This is a genomic window from Streptomyces lycii (assembly GCF_009735685.1).
GTDB classification, from domain to species: Bacteria; Actinomycetota; Actinomycetes; order Streptomycetales; family Streptomycetaceae; genus Streptomyces; species Streptomyces lycii.
The window spans coordinates 1-17,011 of the sequence record NZ_WHPN01000247.1 but is presented as its reverse complement, the minus strand read 5'-3'; the positions used below and the strand labels follow the sequence as shown (position 1 = coordinate 17,011).

Sequence of the window (17,011 nt, the reverse complement as noted above, 5' to 3'; positions counted from 1 at the left end):
CGCAGTCAGCCCAGGCCGGTCACCGTCGGCGCCCGGCAGCAAACAGCCCCGCAGTCAGCCCAGATCGGTCACCGTCGGCGCCCGGCAGCAAACAGCCCCGCAGTCAGCCCAGGCCGGTCACCGTCGGCGGCCGGCAGCGGACGGACCCCGCGGTCAGCCCAGGTCGACCGGGTCGATACGGATTCGCACCGGCGGTCCCTCCCGCCGGGTCAGGCGCGCCGCCTGGGCCTCCTTCAGGGCCGCCGCCAGCTCCGCGCCGCTGCCCGGGCGGACCCGGATCAGCGCGCGGTCCCAGTTCTCGCCGGGCGGCGGCCCGCCCGGGCGTCCGGGGCCGGGCCGGGCAGCCGGGGCGGACCGCATCGGAACGGGCCCCAGCACCTCCGCTCCGGCCGGCAGCCGGACCGTGCCGAGGAAGTCCGCCACCGCCTCCGGGAGACCGGCCACCGCCGCCATCCGGGAGACCGGCGGAAAGCCCAGCTCGGAGCGCTCCCCCAGCTCGCGCACCGCGTGCCCGGCCGGGTCCCAGCGCACCAGCGCCTGTACGGGCCGCAGCGTCGGCTCGGCCACCACGACCACGGTCCCGCCGTCGGGAGCGCCGCGGACCAGGGCCGCGGCCCCCAGCCAGCGCCGCAGCGACTCCTCCGCGGCCCGCAGATCCGGACGTCCGAGCATCGCCCAGCCGTCGAGCAGCAACGCGGCCGCGTAACCGCCGTCCGCGACCGGCTCCGCGCCCGGGGTGGACACCACCAGCGCGGGCGTCTCCGGAACGGTGTCCAGCACATGGTCCTTGCCCGAGGTGCGCACCGGCACCTCCGGAAAGGCCCGGCCGATCTCCTCGGCCGTGCGGCGGGCGCCGAAGACCTGGCCGCGCAGCCGCACACCGCCGCACTCCGGGCAGCGCCAGTCCGGCGCACCGCGGCCGCACCAGCCGCAGCACAGCTCCTCCGCGGGCCCCGTCGCCTCCAGCGGGCCGGAGCAGTGGGCGCAGCGCGCCGGTTCGCGGCAGCGCTCACAGGCCAGCCGGGGCACATAGCCGCGCCGCGGAACCTGGATCAGCACCGGCCCGCGGGACAGCGCGTCCCGCACGGTGCGCCAGGCCAGGCTCGGCAGCCGGGCGGCGCGGGCGGCCGGGTCCCGCGCCTCCTCCCCGTCGCCGATGGTGCGCACCCGCGGGGCGGTGGCCCGTACGGTCTCCCGGTCCGCGGCCAGCGGACGCGCCCAGCCGGTCTCGACGAGCTGGGCGGCCTCGACGGTGCAGCCGTGCGCGCCGAGCAGGAACCCGGCCCGTTCGTGTGCGGCACGGAGCATCAGCACCTCGCGGGCGTGCGGCTGCGGGGCGTGGTCGTCGCTGTGGCTGGAGTCCCCGTCGTCCCAGATCGCGGCGAGCCCGAGGTCCCGTACCGGGGCGAACATCGCGGCCCTGGTGCCGACGACGGCCCGCACCGAGCCGCGGTTGACCGCCAGCCAGCGGCGGTAGCGGGCCTCCGGCCCGGAGTCCGCGGTGAGCAGCACATGCCGGCCCGGGCCGAGTAGCGCGGTGAGGGCCGCGTCGACCCGGGCCGCGCTGCGCCCGTCCGGCAGCACCGCGAGGGCGCCGCGGCCCCCGGCGAGGGTGGCCGCCACGGCCCGGGCCAGTTCGTCGGCCCAGTGCGGGCCCGGCAGCGCGGTCCACACCGCCCGCGGCGCCTCCCCGGCCCGCAGCGCCTCCAGATAGCCCGGCCCGGCGGCGTACCGCGCCCAGCTCCCGGGACCGGGGGCGGCGGGCGGCGGCTCCGGCGGCGGGGACTCCTTCTTCTCGGCGCGGGCCATCCGGCGCGGCACCGCGAGCTGTACGACGTCCGCCAGCGCGCCCGCGTACCGGTCGGCGACCGCCCGGCACAGGGCCAGCAGCTCCGGGCCGAGCACCGGCTCCGGGGAGAGCACCTGCGCGATGGGGGCCAGGGCACCCCGGAAGTCGCTGTCGGGGCAGCGTTCGACGATGAAGCCGTTGATCAGGCCGCCGCCCTCCCGCCGGCCGTCCCGCTCTCCCGCGCCGAACCGGACCCGGACGCGGACGCCGGGGCGCGCCTCCTCGTCCATGGCGGCGGGGACGGCGTAGTCGAAATACCGGTCCAGATGGACCAGGCCCTTGTCGACCAGCACCCGGGCCACCGGATTCCGCTCGGCCAGGGCCGCACCGCGCCAGCTGCGCGGCCTGGCCCGGGGCACGTCGGCCTTCCGGACCGTCTCCCGGATGAGCGCGAGCTGCTCGGCGGCCTGCGGCTCCTCCGCCGTGTCCGCCGCCGGCTCCCCGTCCGGCCGCCCGTTGTCGCTGCTCACAGCCTCAGTCCTACCAGACGGCGACGACATGCCCACCGGGCGAGGCGGCGTCCGCGGGACGGCGACGGGCACGAGGCCCGGACGCCTCCACCGCGGAGGGGCCGGGCCTCGTGGACGCTACGCCGTCGTCGCCCGTTACAGCCCGGCGGCCGCGCGGAGGGCCTCCACGCGGTCCCGGCGCTCCCAGGTGAAGTCCGGCAGCTCGCGGCCGAAGTGGCCGTAGGCGGCAGTCTGGGCGTAGATCGGGCGCAGCAGGTCCAGGTCGCGGATGATCGCGGCCGGGCGCAGGTCGAAGACGTCGGTGATCGCCTGCTCGATCTTCTCGGTGTCCACGGTGGCGGTGCCGAAGGTCTCGACGAACAGGCCGACCGGCTCGGCCTTGCCGATGGCGTACGCCACTTGGACCTCGCAGCGCGAGGCGAGCCCGGCCGCGACGACGTTCTTCGCGACCCAGCGCATGGCGTAGGCGGCCGAGCGGTCGACCTTGGACGGGTCCTTGCCCGAGAAGGCGCCGCCGCCGTGCCGGGCCATGCCGCCGTAGGTGTCGATGATGATTTTCCGGCCGGTGAGGCCCGCGTCGCCCATCGGGCCGCCGATCTCGAAGCGGCCGGTCGGGTTGACCAGCAGCCGGTAGTTCTCGGTGTCGAGCTTGATGCCGTCGTCGACGAGCTGGCCGAGCACGTGCTCCACGACGAACTCGCGGATGTCGGGGGCGAGCAGCGAGTCCAGGTCGATGTCGCTCGCGTGCTGCGAGGAGACGACGACCGTGTCCAGCCGGACCGCCTTGTCACCGTCGTACTCGATGGTGACCTGGGTCTTGCCGTCCGGGCGGAGGTAGGGGATGGTGCCGTTCTTCCGCACCTCGGAGAGCCGGCGGGAGAGCCGGTGCGCCAGGCTGACCGGGAGCGGCATCAGCTCGGGGGTCTCGTCGCAGGCGTAGCCGAACATCAGGCCCTGGTCACCCGCGCCCTGCTTGTCCAGCTCGTCGCCCTCGTCGCCGCCGGCGGCCGCGATCCGCTTCTCGTACGCCGTGTCCACGCCCTGGGCGATGTCCGGGGACTGGGAGCCGATCGAGACCGAGACTCCGCAGGAGGCGCCGTCGAAGCCCTTCTTCGAGGAGTCGTAGCCGATCTCCAGGATGCGGTTGCGCACGAGGGTCGCGATGTCGGCGTACGCCTTCGTGGTCACCTCTCCGGCGACGTGCACCAGGCCGGTGGTGATCAGCGTTTCGACGGCGACCCGGGAGGCCGGGTCCTCGGTGAGGAGGGCGTCGAGAATGGAGTCGCTGATCTGGTCAGCGATCTTGTCGGGGTGGCCCTCGGTCACGGACTCCGAGGTGAACAGGCGGCGGGACACATCGCTCCCTGGGGTTGCAGCGGCTGCTGGCTGAATCATTGGCGGGACCGCACGGGAGCTGCGCCCGGACGGTTCCGACATCAGTTTATCCGGCGCATCCGGCGTCCGGACACGGCGTCTCGCTCCATGGAAACCCTGTGACCTCGGACACCGCACGGCCACCTGCGGAAACGGCCCGCCGGGTGGCGGTCGCGCCGCGCGAGCCGCCGCGGGTACCGGCCCGGGCTCCAGGGCATGAGTGCGAAAATATCAGGACAAGCGGGCTGCCACCAGGTCCCACACGGTGTCGGCGAGCGCTTCCTTCGGCCCGTACGGAACGGAGGTCTCCGCTCCGTCGGCCGCGAGGATCAGCGCCTCGTTCTCCTCGGCGCCGAACGTCTTCCGCTCCCCCACCTCGTTGACGACCAGGAGGTCACAGCCCTTGCGGGCGAGCTTGGCCCGGCCGTTGGCCACCACGTCGTCGGTCTCGGCGGCGAAGCCGACCACCAGCTGCCCCGGACGGGCGCGCTCCGCGGAGATCTCCGCGAGGATGTCGGGGTTCCGGACCAGCTCGACGGGCGCGGGCTCCTCGCCCTCCCGCTTCTTGATCTTGCCCTCGGCGTACCGTCCGGGCCGGAAGTCGGCGACCGCGGCGGCCATCACGACGGCGTCCGCGTCGGCCGCGGCCTTCAGCACCGCCTCGCGCAGCTGCACCGCGGTGCCGACCGGGACGACGTCCGCCCCGGCCGGGTCCGGCAAGCCGGTGTTCGCGGCGACCAGCGTGACGCGGGCGCCGCGGGCCACGGCCGTACGCGCGAGGGCGTAACCCTGCTTGCCGGAGGAGCGGTTGCCGAGGAACCGCACGGGGTCCAGCGGCTCCCGGGTGCCTCCGGCGCTGACGACGACATGCCGCCCGGCCAGATCGGGCTCCACCGCCCGGGCGCCGCGGGCGAGCACCCGGCGGCAGGTCTCGAAGATCTCGCCCGGGTCCGGCAGCCGGCCCTTGCCGGTGTCCGTCCCGGTGAGCCGGCCCGTGGCGGGCTCGATGACGACGGCGCCGCGGCGGCGCAGCGTCGCGACGTTCTCCCGGGTGGCCGGGTGCTCCCACATCTCGGTGTGCATCGCGGGCGCGAAGACGACGGGGCAGCGGGCGGTCAGCAGGGTGTTGGTCAGCAGGTCGTCGGCGAGGCCGTGCGCGGCCCGGGCCAGCGTGTCGGCGGTCGCGGGGGCGACGACGACCAGGTCGGCGGCCTGCCCGATGCGGACGTGCGGCACCTCGTGGACGCTGTCCCAGACCTCGGTGGCGACGCGGTTGCCGGACAGCGCGGACCAGGTGGCCTCACCCACGAAGTGGAGCGCCGAGGCGGTCGGCACGACCTGCACGTCGTGCCCGGACTCGGTGAGCCGGCGCAGCAGCTCGCAGGCCTTGTACGCGGCGATGCCGCCGCTCACCCCGAGGACGACCTTCGGCCTCGCCACGGGCTGCACCGGGTGCTCCGGCTCCATCGCTTCCCTCGCCTCTTCCCGCGGGGTGCCGGCCGGCGCCCCTCGATCCGGTTTGCGTACCACTGCGTACGCCTCCATGACACACCACGGGCCCGGCAGGTGATCTGCCGGGCCCGGGTCGACGGATGGTGCGACGCCGTCTACTGCTTGGTGACCGGGCCGTCGATGGCCTCGGAGGTGAGCAGACCGGCGTTGATCTCACGCAGCGAGATCGACAGCGGCTTCTCGTGGACGTGGGTGTCCACCAGCGGGCCCACGTACTCCAGCAGGCCCTCGCCGAGCTGGGAGTAGTACGCGTTGATCTGGCGCGCCCGCTTGGCCGCATAGATCACGAGGCTGTACTTCGAGTCGGTGGCCTCGAGAAGCTCGTCGATCGGCGGGTTGATGATGCCCTCGGGCGTGGAGATGGAAGAGGACACGCTCTGCCTTTCGAAGTGCTGAAAGTGCTGGGAAAATGCTGGGTCGGCTTCGGGCCCGGCGGCTGCCGGCCCGGAGAGTCCCCGGGCGGCTCTCCGGCCCCTGGGGATTCCCGGAGGGCTCCCGAAAGGTCAGTCCACCCGCATCAAGGCTAGCAGCTCGCGGGAGACCTCCTCGACCGAGGTGTTGACCAGGGTCGTGTCGAACTCCGGCTCGGCCGCCAGCTCCGTCTTGGCCGCCTCCAGCCGCCGCTCCACGACCTCCGCGGACTCGGTGCCCCGGCCGGTCAGCCGGCGGACCAGCTCCTCCCAGCTCGGCGGCGCCAGGAAGACGAGCTGGGCGTCCGGCATCGACTGGCGCACGAGCCGGGCGCCCTGGAGGTCGATCTCCAGGAGCACCGGTTCGCCGGCCTCCAGCCGCTTCAGCACGGCCTGCCGGGGCGTGCCGTAGCGGTTGCCCGCGAACTCGGCCCACTCCAGCAGCTCTCCGTTGGCGACGAGCTTGTCGAACTCGTCGTCCTGCACGAAGAAGTACTCGACTCCGTGCCGCTCGCCGGGACGCGGCTTGCGGGTCGTGGCCGACACCGAGAGCCAGACCTCGGGGTGAGCCTTGCGCATATGGGCGACGACCGTGCTCTTGCCGACCCCTGAGGGGCCGGAGAGCACGGTCAGTCGCGGGCGGGTAGCGCCCCGGGAGACTGCATCACTCATGCAGCGATTATCCAGGTTCTCGGGAGTGCCCTGAAACACCGGGCGGGCAGACCCGGGAAGTCAGGCGGCGGTGCCGCCGAACTCGCGCTCCAGGGACGCGATCTGGTTGGAGCCGAGGCCGCGGACACGGCGGCTCTCGGAAATGCCGAGCCGCTCCATGATCTGCTTGGCTCGGACCTTGCCGACGCCGGGCAGGGATTCCAGGAGAGCGGAGACCTTCATCTTGCCGATGACATCGTTCTCCTGGCCCTGCTTGATGACCTCGTGCAGGGAGGCACCGGAGTGCTTGAGCCGATTCTTGACCTCGGCGCGCTCCCGGCGAGCCGCGGCGGCCTTTTCTAGCGCGGCTGCGCGCTGTTCAGGGGTAAGGGGCGGAAGAGCCACGCCTACGTCACCTCGGATGTCGAACTGTCGGATACGGACCGTGAGGAACCTAGTCGTCCCGCACTTGTGGGGCAATGAGCAACGCGCTGGTGCGGTCGCTCTCGACGGAGACTAGCGGCCATGGCCGCCCGAGTCAGCGAGAACAGACGAAAAGTCCTGGTCAGCCTCTGTTGACTTGGACATTCAGTTACATATCGGTCCGGCTTCCGCCGAGATTGTTCAACAGTGACTCCCCCGGACCGCCTTCCGGCCTCCGGCCAGCGGCTCAACTGCCCGCCACGGCCGCCCGTACGCCGTCCGCGAACCGCTCCGCGGCCCCGCGCAGCGCCCCGGTGTCCGGGCCGTGCCGGAGCACCCCGCGGCTGACGCTCGGCAGCACCCGGCCGACCGACGCGCCGAACACGCCCGGAAGGTCGGCCGGGGCCGCTCCCTGGGCTCCGATGCCGGGCGCCAGCAGCGGGCCGCCCGTCGCCAGGTCCGCGCCGGCGTCACCCAGGGTGGCGCCGACGACCGCCCCGACCGAGCCGAGCGGTTCCGCGCCCGCGTTCTCCGCGGCGATGTGGTCCAGCACCAGCTGGGCGACGGAGCGGCCGCCCGCCGTCTCCGCGCGCTGCACCTGCGCCCCTTCCGGGTTCGAGGTGAGGGCCAGGACGAACACCCCGGCGCCGTTCTCCCGCGCCAGGTCCAGGGCCGGGCGCAGCGAGCCGAAGCCGAGATACGGGCTGACGGTGACCGCGTCCGAGAAGAGCGGGGCACCCTTCGCCAGGAAGCTGTCGGCGTACGCGGCCATGGTCGAGCCGATGTCGCCCCGCTTGGCGTCCATGAGCACGAGCGCGCCGGCCGCGCGGGCGTCGGCGACCGTGCGCTCCAGGACGGCGACGCCCTTCGATCCGTACCGCTCGAAGAAGGCGGACTGCGGCTTGAGCACGGCGACCCGGTCGGCCAGGGCCTCGACGACGGTACGGCTGAACCGCTCCAGGCCGCCGATGTCGTCGGCGAGCCCCCAGTCGGCGAGCAGCGCGGCGTGCGGGTCGATGCCGACGCACAGCGGGCCGCGCTCGCGCATGGCGCGGTGCAGCCGGGCGCCGAAGGGTTCGGGTGCGGTGGTCACTGGCTGCCTCCAGGAGTGCGGTCGGATCCGCCGGTCGCGGCGGTGGTGTCGTCCTCGGGCTTCGCGGCGGCCTCGGCGGTCTCGGCGGCGGTGTCGTCCTCGGCTGCCTCGGTGGTGCCGGGGCCGCCGGTGGTGCCCGGGCGCTCCGTGTGCCCGGCGCCGACGGCCTCGGCGAGGGTGGCGTAGGGGCTGTCCGCGAGGCGCCGGGCCAGGCCCTGGTGGATCCGGCGGCACCAGAACGGGCCCTCGTAGACGAAGGCGCTGTAGCCCTGCACCAGGGTGGCCCCGGCGAGGATGCGCTCCCATACGTCGTCGGCGGTCTCGACGCCGCCCACGCCGACGAGAGTGACCCGGTCGCCCACCCGGGCGTACAGCCGCCGCAGCACCTGCAGCGAGCGGGCCTTGAGCGGGGCCCCGGAGAGGCCGCCGGAGCCGGCCGCCCCGACGACGTCACGGCGGGTGCGCAGGCCGAGGCCGTCGCGGGCGATGGTGGTGTTGGTGGCGATGATGCCGTCCAGGCCGAGCTCCACGGCGAGGTCGGCCACCGCGTCCACGTCCTCGTCGGCGAGATCGGGGGCGATCTTGACCAGCAGCGGCACCCGGCGGACGGTGACGGTGCGGTCGGCGGCCTCGCGGACGGCGGTCAGCAGCGGCCGGAGCAGTTCGGTGGCCTGGAGGTCGCGCAGCCCGGGCGTGTTGGGCGAGGAGACGTTGACGACGAGGTAGTCGGCGTGGGCGGCGAGCCGTTCGGTGGAGAGGACGTAGTCGGCGATCGCCTCCGCCTCGGGCACGGTCTTGGTCTTGCCGATGTTGACGCCCACCGCCACCGGGCCGCGGGCGTTGCCCCGGGCGGCGCTGCGCTCGGCCAGCCGGGCGGCCACGGCGGCCGAGCCGTCGTTGTTGAAGCCCATCCGGTTGACCAGCGCCCGGTCCGGGACCAGCCGGAAGAGCCGCCGCCGGGGGTTGCCGGGCTGCGGCTCGCCCGTGACGGTGCCGATCTCGACGTGGTCGAAGCCGAGGACGGCCAGGCCGTCGACGGCGGCGGCGTTCTTGTCGAAGCCCGCGGCGAGGCCGAACGGACCGGGCATCAGCCGGCCGAAGGCCGTCGTCAGCAGCTCGGGGCGGCGCGGCGCGAGCACGGACGCGAGCAGGGTGCGCAGGAAGGGGATCCGGGCGGCGCGCCTGATCCAGCCGAAGGCCAGCTCGTGGGCCTTCTCGGGGTCCATCCGCTGGAAGAAGAGGTTGAAGAAGAGGCGGTACATCGGGGGCTCCGGGCTTTCTGCTCAGGCGGACGGTGTCACTCGCGGCGGAGTGGGCTCACGCGGCGCAGGGGCTCGCTCGCGGCGGAGGGGGACACCGGCGGTGTCCCCCACCGCTGCTCACACCCCGCGGGAGGCGGTGAGGTGTTCCGCGTGTTCCTGGAGCGAACGGACGCCGACGTCACCGCGGGTCAGCGCCTCGATGCCCTGGACGGCGGCGGCGAGCGCCTGGACCGTGGTCAGGCACGGCACGCCGCGGGCCACGGCCGCCGTACGGATCTCGTAGCCGTCGAGGCGGCCGCCGGTGCCGTAGGGGGTGTTGACGATGAGGTCGACGTCGCCGTCGTGGATCAGCTGGACGATCGTCTTCTCGCCGCCGGGCCCCTCGCCCTCGTACTGCTTGCGCACGACGGTGGTGGCGATGCCGTTGCGCCGGAGCACCTCCGCGGTGCCGGAGGTGGCCAGCAGCTCGAAGCCGAGCGCGACCAGTTCCCGGGCAGGGAAGATCATCGCGCGCTTGTCGCGGTTGGCCACGGAGACGAAGGCCCGGCCCTTCGTCGGCAGCGCGCCGTACGCCCCGGCCTGCGACTTGGCGTAGGCCGAGCCGAAGACCGAGTCGATGCCCATGACCTCGCCGGTGGAACGCATCTCCGGGCCGAGGACGGTGTCCACGCCGCGCCCGGAGGCGTCGCGGAAGCGGCTCCACGGCATGACCGCCTCCTTGACGGAGATCGGCGCGTCCAGCGGCAGGGTGCCGCCGTCACCGGTCTTCGGCAGCATGCCCTCGGCGCGCAGCTCGGCCACGGTCGCGCCGAGCGAGATGCGGGCGGCGGCCTTGGCGAGCGGGACGGCGGTGGCCTTGGAGGTGAAGGGCACGGTGCGGGAGGCGCGAGGGTTCGCCTCCAGGACGTAGAGGATGTCCCCGGCCATCGCGAACTGGATGTTGATCAGCCCGCGGACACCGACGCCCTTGGCGATGGCCTCGGTGGAGGCGCGCAGCCGCTTGATGTCGAAGCCGCCGAGGGTGATCGGGGGCAGCGCGCAGGCGGAGTCGCCGGAGTGGATGCCGGCCTCCTCGATGTGCTCCATGACGCCGCCGAGGTACAGCTCGGTGCCGTCGTAGAGCGCGTCGACGTCGATCTCGATGGCGTCGTCGAGGAAGCGGTCGATGAGCACCGGGTGCTCGGAGATGAGACCGGCGTGCCGTTCCAGGTACTCGCCGAGCGAGGGCTCGTCGTAGACGATCTCCATGCCGCGGCCGCCGAGCACGTACGAGGGGCGGACCATCACCGGATAGCCGATGCCCGCCGCGATCGCCTTGGCCTCGTCGAAGGAGAACGCCGTGCCGTACTTGGGCGCGGGCAGCCCCGCCCCGTCCAGGACACGGCCGAAGGCGCCGCGCTCCTCGGCGAGGTTGATGGCCTCGGGCGAGGTGCCGACGATGGGCACGCCGTTGTCCTTCAGGGCCTGGGCGAGACCGAGCGGGGTCTGGCCGCCGAGCTGGACGACGACGCCGGCGACGGGACCGGCCTGCATTTCCGCGTGCACGATCTCCAGGACGTCCTCCAGGGTGAGCGGCTCGAAGTAGAGCCGGTCGGAGGTGTCGTAGTCGGTGGAGACGGTCTCCGGGTTGCAGTTGACCATGACGGTCTCGTAGCCGGCGTCGTGCAGCGCGAAGGAGGCGTGGACGCAGGAGTAGTCGAACTCGATGCCCTGGCCGATCCGGTTCGGGCCCGAGCCGAGAATAATCACCGCGGGCTTCTCGCGCGGGGCGACCTCGCTCTCCTCGTCGTAGGAGGAGTAGAAGTACGGGGTCTTCGCGGCGAACTCGGCGGCGCAGGTGTCGACCGTCTTGTAGACCGGGCGGAGGCCGACCGCGTGCCGGACCTCGCGCACCACGTCCTCGGCCAGGCCCCGTACGGCGGCGATCTGGGCGTCGGAGAAGCCGTGCCGCTTGGCCTCGGCCAGCAGCTCCGGCTCCAGCTTCCCGGCGGCCGCGATCTCGTCCGCGATCTCCTTGATCAGGAACAGCTGGTCGGTGAACCACGGGTCGATCGAGGTGGCCTCGAAGACCTCCTGCCGGGAGGCGCCGGCGCGGATCGCGGCCATCACGGTGTTGATCCGGCCGTCGGTCGGCACGCGGGCCTCGGCCAGCAGGGCGTCCTTCTCCCCCGGCTCACCGGCGAAGTCGAACTGCGAGCCCTTCTTCTCCAGCGAGCGCAGCGCCTTCTGCAGCGCCTCGGTGAAGTTGCGGCCGATGGCCATGGCCTCGCCGACCGACTTCATGGTGGTGGTGAGGGTGGCGTCGGCGGCCGGGAACTTCTCGAAGGCGAAGCGCGGAGCCTTGACCACGACGTAGTCGAGGGTCGGCTCGAAGGACGCCGGGGTCTTCTCGGTGATGTCGTTGGGGATCTCGTCCAGCGTGTAGCCGACGGCGAGCCGGGCGGCGATCTTGGCGATCGGGAAGCCGGTGGCCTTGGAGGCGAGCGCGGAGGACCGGGAGACGCGCGGGTTCATCTCGATGACGATGACCCGGCCGTCCTCGGGGTTGACCGCGAACTGGATGTTGCAGCCGCCGGTGTCGACGCCGACCTCGCGGATCACGGCGATGCCGATGTCCCGCAGCGTCTGGTACTCGCGGTCGGTGAGCGTCATCGCCGGGGCGACGGTGATGGAGTCACCGGTGTGCACGCCCATCGGGTCGAAGTTCTCGATGGAGCAGACGACCACGACGTTGTCGTTCTTGTCGCGCATCAGCTCCAGCTCGTACTCCTTCCAGCCCAGGATGGACTCCTCCAGGAGCACCTCGGTGGTCGGCGAGAGCGCGAGGCCCTGGCCGGCGATACGGCGCAGGTCCTCCTCGTCGTGGGCGAAGCCGGAGCCCGCGCCGCCCATGGTGAAGGAGGGGCGGACGACGACCGGGTAGCCGCCGAGTTCCGTGACGCCCGCGAGGACCTCGTCCATCGAGTGGCAGATCACGGAGCGGGCCGACTCGCCGTGACCGATCTTCTCCTTGACGGCGGCGACCACGTCCTTGAAGAGATCGCGGTCCTCGCCCTTGTTGATCGCCTCGACATTGGCGCCGATCAGCTCGACGCCGTACCGCTCCAGGGTGCCGGACTCGTGCAGCGAGATCGCGGTGTTGAGCGCGGTCTGGCCGCCCAGGGTGGGCAGCAGGGCGTCGGGGCGCTCCTTGGCGATGATCTTCTCGACGTACTCCGGGGTGATCGGCTCGACGTACGTGGCGTCGGCGATCTCCGGGTCGGTCATGATCGTCGCCGGGTTGGAGTTGACCAGGATCACCCGCAGGCCCTCGGACTTGAGGACGCGGCACGCCTGGGTGCCGGAGTAGTCGAACTCGGCGGCCTGGCCGATGACGATCGGGCCGGAGCCGATGACCAGGACGGACTGGATATCGGTGCGCTTAGGCACGCTGGCCCTCCATCAGGGATACGAAGCGGTCGAACAGGTAGGCGGCGTCGTGCGGGCCGGCGGCCGCTTCGGGGTGGTACTGGACACTGAAGGCGGGGCGGTCGAGCAGCCGCAGGCCCTCGACCACGTTGTCGTTGAGGCAGACGTGGGACACCTCGGCGCGGCCGTACGGGGTGTCGGACGGCGCGTCGAGCGGGGCGTCCACGGCGAAGCCGTGGTTGTGCGCGGTGACCTCGACCTTGCCGGTGGAACGGTCCTGCACGGGCTGGTTGATCCCGCGGTGGCCGTACTTCAGCTTGAAGGTGCCGAAGCCGAGGGCGCGGCCGAGGATCTGGTTGCCGAAGCAGATCCCGAAGAGCGGGGTCTTCCGCTCCAGGACCGCGCGCATCAGGGCGACGGGCCGGTCGGCGGTGGCCGGGTCGCCCGGGCCGTTGGAGAAGAACACCCCGTCCGGCTCGACGGCGTAGACGTCCTCGGGCGTCGCGTCGGCGGGCAGGACGTGCACCTCTATGCCGCGCTCGGCCATCCGGTGCGGGGTCATGCCCTTGATGCCGAGGTCGATCGCGGCGACCGTGAACCGCTTGGTGCCGATCGCCGGGACGACGTACCGCTCGGTGGTGGCGACCTCGCCGCTCAGATCGGCGCCCTTCATCTCGGGCGCGGACCGCACCCGCTCCAGCAGCGCCGCCTCACCGGCGATCGCGTCACCGGAGAAGATCCCGACCCGCATCGCCCCGCGCTCGCGGAGGTGCCGGGTCAGGGCGCGGGTGTCGACACCGCTGATGCCGACGACGCCCTGCGCGGACAGCTCCTCGTCGAGGGTGCGGACGGAGCGCCAGTTGGACGGGGTGCGGGCGGGGTCGCGTACGACATAGCCGGACACCCAGATGCGCTTCGACTCGGGGTCCTCGTCGTTGACCCCGGTGTTGCCGATGTGCGGGGCGGTCATGACCACGACCTGCCGGTGGTAGGACGGGTCGGTGAGGGTCTCCTGGTAACCGGTCATGCCGGTCGAGAAGACCGCTTCGCCGAAGGTCTCCCCCACCGCCCCGTAGGCGCGGCCGCGGAAGCTGCGGCCGTCCTCCAGGACGAGTACGGCGGGGGCCTTGGCGCCCCGGGTGGAGGTCGTCATCATGCGCCTTCCTTGTCGTGCGGGACGGCGGCTGCGTCGATGGGGCCACCGGACATCTTGTTGGTCTCCTCGACCCAGGCGGGGTGCTCGGCCGCGCGGTCGGAGCGGAAACCGGAGTCGATCAGCCGGCCGCCGTGCTCCCAGGTGATCACCAGCAGGCCGCCCTCGCTCAGGACCTTGCCCGCGATGCCCTTGTCCAGACGTGCGCCGCGCAGGGCGGAGGCGGGGACGAAGAAGTCCCGCGCCCCGGGGCGCACGACGGCGAGCCCGGCGTCCGTGAGGGTGAGGTCGGCCCGGCTGCGGGTGCCCAGGCCGTGCGCGACGATCCGGTCGAGCCACTGCCCGGCGGTGGTCGAGCCGTGGTAGCGGCCGGACAGCGCGAGCCGCGGCGCGGCGGGACCGGCCCCGCCCGCGGGGATCTCGTGCAGCTCGGGCAGGTCGGACTGGAGCAGGGCGCGCCACTTCCAGCCCTGGCGCATCAGCCAGTACAGGAGTGCCACGAAAAGCAGCAGTCCCACGGTCCAGCCGATGCGGTCGGCCCAGTCCGTGACCTGCTGGGACTCCGGCTGTCCCGCCGCGAGATCGATGAGAGAAGTGTTCACGCTGCCAGCTTTCCGTCCGCGACCGTCGCCCGACCCCGCAGGAAGGTGTGCGTCACACGTCCCGGCAGCTCACGGCCCTCGTACGGGGTGTTGCGGCTGCGGGAGGCGAAGCCCGCGGGGTCCACCACCCCACGGTAATCGGGATCCAGCAGGGTCAGGTTCGCGGGCTCACCGGCGGCCACCGGACGGCCGTGTCCCTCCAGCCGCCCGATGGCGGCCGGGCGGAAGGACATCCGGTCCGCGACGCCCGGCCAGTCGAGCAGGCCGGTGTCGACCATGGTGTGCTGCACCACACTCAGCGCGGTCTCCAGACCGACCATGCCCATGGCGGCCGCGCCCCACTCGCAGTCCTTGTCCTCGTGCGGGTGCGGGGCGTGGTCGGTGGCGACGCAGTCGATGGTGCCGTCGGCGAGGGCCTCGCGCAGCGCCATGACGTCGGCCTCGGTGCGCAGCGGCGGGTTGACCTTGTAGACGGGGTCGTAGGAGCGCACCAGCTCGTCGGTGAGCAGGAGGTGGTGCGGGGTGACCTCGGCGGTCACGTTCCAGCCCTTGGACTTCGCCCAGCGGACGATCTCGACGGAGCCCGCGGTGGAGAGGTGGCAGACGTGCAGCCGGGAACCGACGTGCGCGGCGAGCAGCACGTCCCGGGCGATGATCGACTCCTCGGCGACGGCGGGCCAGCCGCCCAGGCCCAGCTCGGCGGAGACGACGCCCTCGTTCATCTGCGCGCCCTCGGTCAGTCGCGGCTCCTGGGCGTGCTGGGCGATCACGCCGCCGAAGGCCTTCACGTACTCCAGCGCCCGGCGCATGATCACCGCGTCGTCGACGCACTTGCCGTCGTCGGAGAAGACGCGGACGCCGGCGGCCGAGTCGTGCATCGCTCCCAGCTCGGCCAGCTGCCTGCCCTCCAGGCCGACGGTGACGGCGCCGACCGGGCGCACGTCGCAGTAGCCGGACTCCTTGCCGAGCCGCCAGACCTGCTCGACGACACCGGCGGTGTCCGCCACGGGGAAGGTGTTGGCCATGGCGTGCACCGCGGTGAAGCCGCCGACCGCTGCCGCCCTGGTGCCGGTGAGCACGGTCTCGGAGTCCTCCCGGCCGGGCTCGCGCAGATGCGTGTGCAGGTCGACCAGGCCGGGCAGCAGGATCCGGCCCCCGGCCTCGATGACGTCGGCGCCGTCGGCGGCCAGCCCGGTGCCCGTCTCCTCCACCGTGCCCGTCACCGGGTCGACGCGTACGTCCCGCGGCTCGCCGCCGAGGATCCGGGCGCCGCGGATCAGGGTCTTCTTCGGGTCGTTCATGCTCACTTGTTCTCCTCGGTGCGGGCGGTGGGCGCCGGGTCGGCGGCACCGGTGACGGCGGGCTCGGCGCCGCCGAGCAGCAGGTAGAGGACGGCCATCCGGATGCTGACGCCGTTCGCGACCTGCTCGACGGCCGTGCAGCGGCCGGAGTCGGCGACCTCGGCGGTGATCTCCATGCCGCGGTTCATAGGCCCGGGGTGCATCACGACGGCGTGGTCGGGCATCCGCGCCATCCGGTCGGCGTCCAGACCGTAGCGGCGGGAGTATTCGCGCTCGGTCGGGAAGAAGGCGGCGTTCATCCGCTCGCGCTGCACCCGCAGCATCATCACGGCGTCGGACTTCGGCAGTACGGCGTCCAGGTCGTAGGAGATCTCGCACGGCCAGCGCTCGCTGCCGACGGGCACCAGGGTCGGCGGCGCGACCAGGGTGACCTCGGCGCCGAGCGTCGTCAGCAGATGGACGTTCGAGCGGGCGACCCGGCTGTGCAGGATGTCGCCGACTACCGTGATCCGGCGTCCCTCGAGATCGCGGCCGGTGCCGTCTCCGGGGCCCCTGTGATGGGTGGGCCCGCCGTCCGGGGCGCCCGCGAGGTGGCGGCGCATGGTGAAGGCGTCCAGCAGGGCCTGGGTGGGGTGCTCGTGGGTGCCGTCGCCCGCGTTCACGACCGAGCCGCCGATCCAGCCCGAGGTGGCGAGGCGGTGCGGGGCTCCGGAGTCGTGGTGCCGGATGACGACGGCGTCGGCCCCCATCGCCTCCAGCGTGAGCGCGGTGTCCTTCAGGGACTCGCCCTTGGAGACCGAGGAGCCCTTGGCCGAGAAGTTGATGACGTCTGCCGAGAGCCGCTTCGCGGCCGCCTCGAAAGAGATCCGGGTGCGGGTCGAGTCCTCGAAGAAGAGGTTCACGACGGTGCGTCCGCGCAGTGTGGGCAGCTTCTTGATGGGCCGGTCGGCTACCCGGGCCATCTCCTCGGCGGTGTCGAGGATCAGCACGGCGTCGTCGCGGCTGAGGTCCGCGGCCGACACGAGGTGGCCGGGATTGCGGCCGGGGGTCCGGGGGCTCTGCCCGGGCTGGTGCAGCATCCGGTTACTCCGTAGGTGGGAGGCGTACGAGCGGTGGTGGGGGGTGCCGGCGGGCGGCGGTCGGTCGGGGCGGGCTGTCTGCCGGGGCGGGGTGGGCGAGGTTCGGTGGCGGTGCGGGGCCTGCGCCGGGGGCGGGGCGGGCGTCACGGTCCGCGTCCGGTCCGGTTCCCTCCGGGCTTCCGGTGGGCCGCTGCGCCGGTCCGGTCCGGGGGGTCGGTCCGGTCCGGGGGGTCGGTCCGGTCCGGGGGGTCGGTCCGGTCCGGGGTGTCGGGCCGGTCCGGGGTGTCCGTCCCGCGGCCCTGAGCCGGTCCCGGGCGCGGGGCCACCGTCCGGGTCCCGGGCCACCGTGGTCCGTACCCCCGCCGAGTCGGGGCCGGCCGGTGCGGACGGGCGCTCCCGGCTCCGCTCCGCGGCGTCCCGGGAC

General features: G+C 73.1%; 12 protein-coding genes and 1 pseudogene. All 13 read right to left on the bottom strand.

Features of this window, described 5'->3' with window-relative positions; all coding sequences use genetic code 11:
* Positions 1-153: 153 nt before the first annotated feature.
* On the bottom strand, positions 154-2,319 hold the full coding sequence (locus GCU69_RS10380; protein WP_235978383.1) for a primosomal protein N': 2,166 nt from the start codon (positions 2,317-2,319) through the stop codon (positions 154-156).
* A gap of 135 nt (positions 2,320-2,454) precedes the next feature.
* A complete protein-coding gene (gene metK, locus GCU69_RS10375) occupies positions 2,455-3,675 on the bottom strand; it encodes a methionine adenosyltransferase (protein ID WP_098750894.1) in 1,221 nt (406 codons plus the stop codon).
* Between the two features lie 249 nt (positions 3,676-3,924).
* Positions 3,925-5,160, bottom strand: coding sequence for a bifunctional phosphopantothenoylcysteine decarboxylase/phosphopantothenate--cysteine ligase CoaBC (gene coaBC, locus GCU69_RS10370; RefSeq protein WP_098750895.1), 1,236 nt, complete (start codon positions 5,158-5,160; stop codon positions 3,925-3,927).
* A gap of 140 nt (positions 5,161-5,300) precedes the next feature.
* Entirely contained in the window at positions 5,301-5,579 is a 279-nt protein-coding gene (gene rpoZ / locus GCU69_RS10365; RefSeq protein ID WP_098750896.1) for a DNA-directed RNA polymerase subunit omega, read from the bottom strand.
* Positions 5,580-5,708: 129 nt separating this feature from the next.
* A complete protein-coding gene (gene gmk, locus GCU69_RS10360; protein ID WP_098750897.1) occupies positions 5,709-6,287 on the bottom strand; it encodes a guanylate kinase in 579 nt (192 codons plus the stop codon).
* Positions 6,288-6,347: 60 nt separating this feature from the next.
* On the bottom strand, positions 6,348-6,671 hold the full coding sequence (locus GCU69_RS10355; protein ID WP_031515413.1) for an integration host factor: 324 nt from the start codon (positions 6,669-6,671) through the stop codon (positions 6,348-6,350).
* 265 nt (positions 6,672-6,936) lie between these two features.
* On the bottom strand, positions 6,937-7,782 hold the full coding sequence (gene pyrF, locus GCU69_RS10350) for an orotidine-5'-phosphate decarboxylase (protein ID WP_268969266.1): 846 nt from the start codon (positions 7,780-7,782) through the stop codon (positions 6,937-6,939).
* A gap of 155 nt (positions 7,783-7,937) precedes the next feature.
* Positions 7,938-9,044, bottom strand: a pseudogene (locus GCU69_RS10345) (quinone-dependent dihydroorotate dehydrogenase); the annotation flags it as partial.
* Between the two features lie 117 nt (positions 9,045-9,161).
* Positions 9,162-12,473, bottom strand: coding sequence for a carbamoyl-phosphate synthase large subunit (carB, locus tag GCU69_RS10340; RefSeq protein ID WP_156205751.1), 3,312 nt, complete (start codon positions 12,471-12,473; stop codon positions 9,162-9,164).
* Positions 12,466-13,605 (bottom strand): glutamine-hydrolyzing carbamoyl-phosphate synthase small subunit, encoded by a 1,140-nt coding sequence (carA, locus tag GCU69_RS10335; protein WP_098750900.1) that lies wholly within the window; start codon positions 13,603-13,605, stop codon positions 12,466-12,468. The genes carB and carA overlap by 8 nt, the downstream gene beginning before the upstream one ends.
* Positions 13,605-14,207, bottom strand: coding sequence for a PH-like domain-containing protein (locus tag GCU69_RS10330; RefSeq protein ID WP_098750901.1), 603 nt, complete (start codon positions 14,205-14,207; stop codon positions 13,605-13,607). The genes carA and GCU69_RS10330 overlap by 1 nt, the downstream gene beginning before the upstream one ends.
* Positions 14,204-15,508 carry a dihydroorotase gene (locus GCU69_RS10325; protein WP_098750902.1) on the bottom strand — a complete coding sequence of 435 codons (1,305 nt, stop codon included), beginning with the start codon at positions 15,506-15,508 and terminating at the stop codon, positions 14,204-14,206. The genes GCU69_RS10330 and GCU69_RS10325 overlap by 4 nt, the downstream gene beginning before the upstream one ends.
* A 2-nt stretch (positions 15,509-15,510) precedes the next feature.
* Positions 15,511-16,587 (bottom strand): aspartate carbamoyltransferase catalytic subunit, encoded by a 1,077-nt coding sequence (locus GCU69_RS10320; protein ID WP_098750903.1) that lies wholly within the window; start codon positions 16,585-16,587, stop codon positions 15,511-15,513.
* Between the last annotated feature and the right edge of the window lie 424 nt (positions 16,588-17,011).